The sequence below is a fragment of the Promicromonospora sp. NPDC057138 genome (assembly GCF_042670845.1).
In the GTDB taxonomy this organism is placed as follows: Bacteria; Actinomycetota; Actinomycetes; order Actinomycetales; family Cellulomonadaceae; genus Promicromonospora.
Window position 1 is genome coordinate 38093 of the sequence record NZ_JBHUUX010000045.1, and the last position, 6141, is coordinate 44233.

General features: G+C 73.4%; 3 protein-coding genes. 1 reads left to right on the forward strand and 2 read right to left on the reverse strand.

Annotated elements, in window-relative coordinates:
- Window positions 1-68: 68 nt before the first annotated feature.
- Window positions 69-515: a GNAT family N-acetyltransferase gene (locus tag ACFT2C_RS20745; RefSeq protein WP_377208972.1), complete on the reverse strand. Its 447-nt coding sequence runs from the start codon at window positions 513-515 to the stop codon at window positions 69-71.
- A 104-nt stretch (window positions 516-619) separates the two neighbouring features.
- On the opposite strand from ACFT2C_RS20745, the gene ACFT2C_RS20750 reads away from it, so the two are divergent.
- Window positions 620-2086 (forward strand): MFS transporter, encoded by a 1467-nt coding sequence (locus tag ACFT2C_RS20750; protein WP_377208973.1) that lies wholly within the window; start codon window positions 620-622, stop codon window positions 2084-2086.
- A 255-nt stretch (window positions 2087-2341) separates the two neighbouring features.
- Here ACFT2C_RS20750 and ACFT2C_RS20755 read toward each other — a convergent pair whose 3' ends face one another.
- Entirely contained in the window at window positions 2342-6019 is a 3678-nt protein-coding gene (locus ACFT2C_RS20755) for an ATP-binding cassette domain-containing protein (protein ID WP_377208974.1), read from the reverse strand.
- Window positions 6020-6141: the final 122 nt, after the last annotated feature.

Genomic DNA, 6141 nt, shown 5'->3' on the forward strand with positions numbered 1-6141 from the left:
TGCGCATGCTTTCCAGCGGGAATGCATGCGCAAGCGTGTGGTGGAAGCGGACCCTTGTCGTCCGAACGTCAGAGCGGGAGCTTGAAGCCTTCGTGGGACTGCTCGTAGCCGAGGCTCCGGTAGAACCGGTGCGCGTCGGTCCGACGCTTGTCCGACGTCAGCTCGGCCAGGGTGCAGCCCCGAGCCCGGCCGCGCTCGTGGGCGTGCTCCATCAGGCGGCGGCCGATGCCCTGGCCGCGCAGCTCGCTCTCCACCCGCACGGCCTCGACCAGGAGGCGGGAGGCGCCGTTGCGCGAGATCCCCGGGATGAACGTCAGCTGCATGACGCCGATCACCGCGCCGTCGAGCTCCGCCACGATCAGCTCGTTGTCCGGGCTCGCGGCGACGGCCTCGAAACCTCTGATGTGGGGCTCGCCGTAGCTGCCGGTGCGGCGGGCGGCGACGGCGTCGTTGGCGATGAGCTCCACTATGCGTTCGAGGTCGTCACGCTTCGCCTCACGAAAGTTCAGGTCCATGACCCCCACCCTAATTTCGGCCCACGCCCCCGGCGGCGGCTTACGATCTTGGGGTTGCCCCCGTCCCTAGCCCGGGTGCCCAGCCCTTCGAGAGGCGCCTTCCCGTGACCACCTCATCCCCGCCGGACGCGGCACCGCGCAGCTCATGGATCGCGCTCGCCGTGCTCATCCTCGGCGTCTCGATGGCGCTGCTGGACACGACCATCGTCAACGTCGCCCTGCCGACCATCCGCACCTCGCTCGACGCATCCGAGAGCACCCTGTCGTGGATCATCTCGGGCTACGCGCTGGCCTACGGCCTCGCGCTCATCCCCGCCGGCCGGGTAGGTGACCGGGTGGGCCACAAGTGGGTGTTCGTCGTGGGCCTGGCCGGGTTCACGCTCGCCAGCCTCTGGTGCGGGCTCGCGTCGGGCGCCACCGAGCTGATCATGGCCCGCGTGGTCCAGGGCCTGTGCGGTGGCATCTTCTTCCCGGCCGTGACGGCGCTGATCCAGCTCATGTTCGCTGGTCGCACGCGCGGCAAGGCGTTCGCCGTGGTGGGCGCCGCCATCGGGTTCTCGACGGCCCTCGGGCCGATCGTCGGCGGCCTGCTCATCGAGGCCTTCGGCGACGACGAGGGCTGGCGCTCGATCTTCTTCGTCAACCTGCCGTTCGGCGTGATAGCGGTCGCCGCGGCGATAGTGCTGCTGCCCCGGATCGTCGTCGGGGCCACCTCCCGCGGGGTCGACGGCGTGGGGCTGCTGCTGCTCTCGGCCGCCCTCGTTGCCGTGCTCGTGCCGCTCATCGAGGGCGAGGACGCCGGCTGGCCGTTGTGGACCTGGGCGTCCCTGGTGGGCGGCCTGCTGCTGCTCGTCGTCTTCGCGTTCTGGGAGCGCTGGTTCGTGGCGCGCGGCAACAGCCCGCTCGTCCCGCCGCGCCTGTTCTCGCACCCGGCCTTCACCGGCGGCGTCGTCCTCGCGCTGGTCTACTTCGCGGCGTTCACCAGTATCTTCTTCACCGTCTCGATCTTCTGGCAGTCCGGGCTGGGCCACTCGGCGCTGGCGTCGGGGCTCGTGTCGGTGCCGTTCGCCATCGGATCGATAGTCGGGGCGTCGCAGAGCGAGCGCCTGGCGCACCGCCTCGGCCGGGTCGTCCTCGTGATCGGCACGGGGATGGTCGCCCTGGGACTCGTGTCGCTGTGGCTCGTGCTCTGGCTGGTGCCGACCGGCGACCTGACCAACTGGTACCTCGCGGCGCCGCTCCTGGTCGGGGGCATCGGCAGCGGCCTGTTCATCGCGCCGAACGCCCAGTTCATCGTCGCGACGGTGGACCGCGACGAGGCCGGCGCGGCGTCCGGCGTGATCGGCACCATGCAGCGCATCGGCTCGGCGGCGGGCATCGCCGTCGTCGGCTCGGTGCTCTTCGGGTCGCTCGAGTTCCCGCCCGGCCGCCCGACGCCGGAGATCGTCGCCGACGCCTTCGCCCACGCCGCGACCATGGCGATGGGCACCAGCGCTGCTCTGTCGGTCGTGGCGTTCCTGCTGGTCTTCGCGCTGCCGCGGCGGGTGGACAGCCGGGTGCCGGCCGCGTAGCGCCGTCCCGCACCGACCAAGAGACCACCCGTTCCCTTCCTGGCACACCGTGGCAGGTGCCGGTACGGTTCCGGCCATGGCGGTCGCGTCCGCACCACCAGGCTCTGGCACCGATGGCCCTGGCACCGGCCCGGGGCTGGGGCCCTGGCCCTGGGCGGGCGCCGTCCTCGCGCTCGTTCCACGGCGCCGAGCGCGTCCGCGACGTCCGACGAGTGCAGCCTCCGCCACGGCCAGGCGACGAGCAGCCCGCGTCGGTCAGCCCGCCAGGTGGCTCCACTTCGACGCGAGACCGGCCCACTGCCCGACGTCGGCCACCTTGCCGTCGACCAGCACCACGACGCGGTCGGCGCGGGCGAGCGCAGCGCGCTTCGACGTCGCGCCGACCACCGTGGTGCCCCGCTCGCGCAGGGCGGCCCACAGCTCGATCTCGGTCGAGGCGTCCAGCGCGCTGGAGACGTCGTCGGCGAGCAGGAGCTCGGTGTCCGCGGCGAGCGCCCGCGCGAGCGCGAGCCGCTGCACCTGGCCGCCGGAGAGGCGCACCCCGCGGTGCCCCACGAGGGCGTGCGGGCCGCCCGCCTCCGCCATGTCCTGGGCCAGCCGCGCGCCTTCCACCGGCCCGTCGATGTCGCGGGCGTGGTCGAGCCGGACGTTGTCGGAGAACGTGCCGGACAGCACGCGCGGCACCTGGGCCACGTGCGCGACCTGGCCGGGGCGCAGGAACGCCTGGGCGTCTGTCACCTCGGTGCCGTTCCACCGGACGTCGCCGGTGTGCTCCATGAGCCCGGCCAGCGCGGACAGCAGCGACGACTTGCCCGAGCCCACCTGCCCGAGCAGCAGCACGAGCTCGCCGCGCCGGATCTCGAGGTCGACGTCGGAGACGCCGATCGTGCCGTCGTCGTGCACGGCCGTCAGGTTGCGCAGCTCGAGGCGGTCCAGCGGCTCGCGCCGGGTCGGCTCGGGTGCGGGCGCGACGCCCGTCACCAGGTCCACGCCGCGCTGCCGCGACACGAGGTCCGCGCCGCCCGCGAAGCGGGCAGTCGCGACCTGCCAGGCCCGGGTGCCGGGCGCCTCGGTGACCACCGCACCCGCCACGACGCCGAACCAGGCGAAGCCCATCACGGCGCTCGCCACGAGCAGCGTGGTGGCCAGGTCCCACCGGTCGGTCAGGAAGAATGCCCACGCGGCGACCACGCCGACGTACAGGGTCACCAACGGCACCGAGTCGAGCACAGCCTGCACCCGGTGCTCGAAGATCGCCGCCGTCACGCGGCCCGAGTCGACCTCGCCGAGGTGCCGCCGGACGTCGGGCGTGCGCGCGGCCAGCTTCACCGTGCGCGCCGAGTCGAGCGCGGACACCAGGGCGCGGCCGAACCGCGCGCGTGCCGCCGACGAGCCCGCGGCGGAGCGGCCGGCGATCGGCCGTCCGATCGCCGACGCCAGCGCGGACACCACCATGACAGCCAGCAGGACGGCGCCCGCGGTCCAGGTGCCGCTGATCAGCGCCGTGACCGCCACGATCGCGAGGCCGTTGGCGAAGTCGATCCAGCGGTCGGCGTACCGCACGAACCGGTCGGCGTCCATGGACCGGGCCACCACCTCGCCGGGCGGCGTGGCGGGCAGCCGGTACTGGCGTGTCTGCCCGTACATGACCGACATGCGGATCCGCAGCAGCACCTCGATCCACCAGCGGGGGTACACACCCATCGCCCGGGAGATGAACAGCGGCTGCATCAGCAGGAGCCCCGCGAGGGCGATCAGCAGGCCCACGGGCAGCTCGCCCGCCCCCACCTCCTCGACCGTGCGGCCCCACAGGAATCCGGTGACCGCTCCCTGGGCCGCGACCAGGCTGGTCAGCAGGAACAGGCCCGCGCCGAACAAGCCCCACTTCGGGCGGATGAACAGCGCGTGCAGCACGCCGCGCGCGAGGCTCGGGCCGTTACCGGGCTCGTCCAGGTGCGGCGGGGTCCCCGTCCGGCGACGGCCACCGACAGCGTCGGGCTCGCCGGTGCCGGCGTCGGGCGTGCCGGGCTCGCCGAGGCCGGGCCGACCGGCGTCGGCTCCGTCCACGGCGGGCTCGCCGTCCTGGCCGGTCTGCGGGGCCGGAGCCGTGACCGACTGGGCGCGCGCCTCGGCGGCGGCGTCCGTCTCGTGACCGGCCGCCGCGTCGTCCAGCGAACCGTCGCTCGCGCCCGCTTCCAGCAGCGTGCGGAACGGGCCGGGCGCGCCGGCAAGGACTGCGCGCGGGCCCTGCTGCACCACACGGCCGTGGTCGAGCACGGCGACGAGGTCGGCGCGCTCGATGGTGCCGAGCCGGTGCGCGATCAGGACGCCGGTGCGCCCGGTGAGCAGCCGGTCGGACGCGGCCACGACGCGGGCCTCCGTGAGGGGGTCCATCCGCGCGGTCGCCTCGTCGAGCACGACCAGCTGTACGTGCCGGACGAGGAGCCGGGCGAACGCGACCAGCTGCTCCTCACCCGCCGACAGCGTGGTGCCGCCAGGGCCGAGCAGGGTCTCGAGGCCGTCCGGCATGCCCTCGACCCAGTCGGTCAGCCCGAGCTCGCGCACAGCGCCCTCGATGGCCGACCTCGGGACGTCCGCGAACAGCGCGATGTTCTCCGCGAGGGTCCCGGCGATGATCTCCGTGCGCTGGGTGACCACGCCCACGGCTCCCCGCAGCTTCTGCAGGTCCAGGTCGCGCACGTCGGCGCCACCGAGGAACACCGAGCCGCGCTCGGGCTCCACCGCGCGCGACAGCAGCGCTGCCAGCGTCGACTTGCCCGAACCCGTCCGGCCCACGAGCGCGATGGTCTCCCCTGCGGGCACCGTCAGGTCGACACCGGTCAGGGCGAAGGTGCCCTCGTCGTAGGCGAAGGTCAGGTCACGCAGCTCGAGCCCGAGCGGCCCGGACGGAAGGTCGTCGCCGCCCTCGGGCTCCGGCTCGACCGCCAGCATCTGCCGGATGCGCAGCACCGCGCCGAGGCCCTCCTGGATGTCCGGCAGGTGGTGCACCAGGTTGTCCATCTGCCCCACGAACATCGCGGTGACCAGGAACAGCGTGACGAGCTGCTGTACCGACATGCCGCCACCGGAGGCGAGCGCCGCGCAGACAACTGCGGTCCCGGCCAGCAGGGCGTACATCACCAGACCGGCCCGTCGCAGCAGGCGCTCCTCGACACGCACCACCGCGCGGAACTTGTCGTGCACGACCGCCGAGAGCTGCGCGACCCGCCGCACCGCGAACGCCTGCCCCAGGCTGGTACGCAGATCGTTCCGGGCGGCGACCGCCTCCTCGAAGGCGGCGGCGTGATCGGTCCACGCGGCCTCCTCGATCACCTTGCGGCGCGCGATCTCACCGAGCAACGGCCGCGTGAGCAGGGCGACGATCACGCCCAGGATCGGGAACAGGAACCATGCGGGCCACCAGGTGACACCGGCGACTATCCACATGGGGATGGTGCCCACGACCGTGCGCCCCGCGCTCCAGAGCTGACGGCGCACCAGGGTGCCGACGGCGTGCGTGTCGTCGTCAACCCGGTCGAGCACCTCGCCGACGGCCTGCTCGGAGAGCGTCGACAGCGGCTGGCGCAGGGCGGCGCTGAGCAGGTCGCTCCGCAGCTTGCCCTCGGCGCGGTCCACGACGCTGGCCCAGACCACCTGCCCGACGCCGTCGAACAGCGCACCGCCCACCACGCACACGGCGAGCAGCACCAGGCCGACGACCGTGGCGTCCGCCGCGAGCTGCCCGGCCGCCGCAGTGCCGAGCGCCTGGCCCACGGCGCCCGCGGTGAGGGCGAGGAGCGCGAGGACGGCGGTCACACCACGCAGCCGCCGCCAGTCGAGCCGGCGTGCGGGGTCGTCCGTCAGGAGGGGCGCAGGGCTAGGCGACACCTCGTCAAGAGGCGTGGTCTCAGGGGTCTGGGGAGCGTCGATCATCGTTTCCTGAGGCTACGTCGAGACACTGACACTCCCCGCCTCTTTTTCCGCGGAGCGACCAACCTCACGCCCACCACCGCGAAGTAGAGCGCCTGTCCGGTCTCGACAGGCTCGACCAGCGG

What these genes read in the sequence shown, in the direction of transcription:
- ACFT2C_RS20745 (WP_377208972.1), bottom strand. Translation starts at nt 515, where the DNA reads ATGGACCTGAACTTTCGTGAGGCGAAGCGTGACGACCTCGAACGCATA.
- ACFT2C_RS20755 (WP_377208974.1), bottom strand. Translation starts at nt 6,019, where the DNA reads ATGATCGACGCTCCCCAGACCCCTGAGACCACGCCTCTTGACGAGGTG.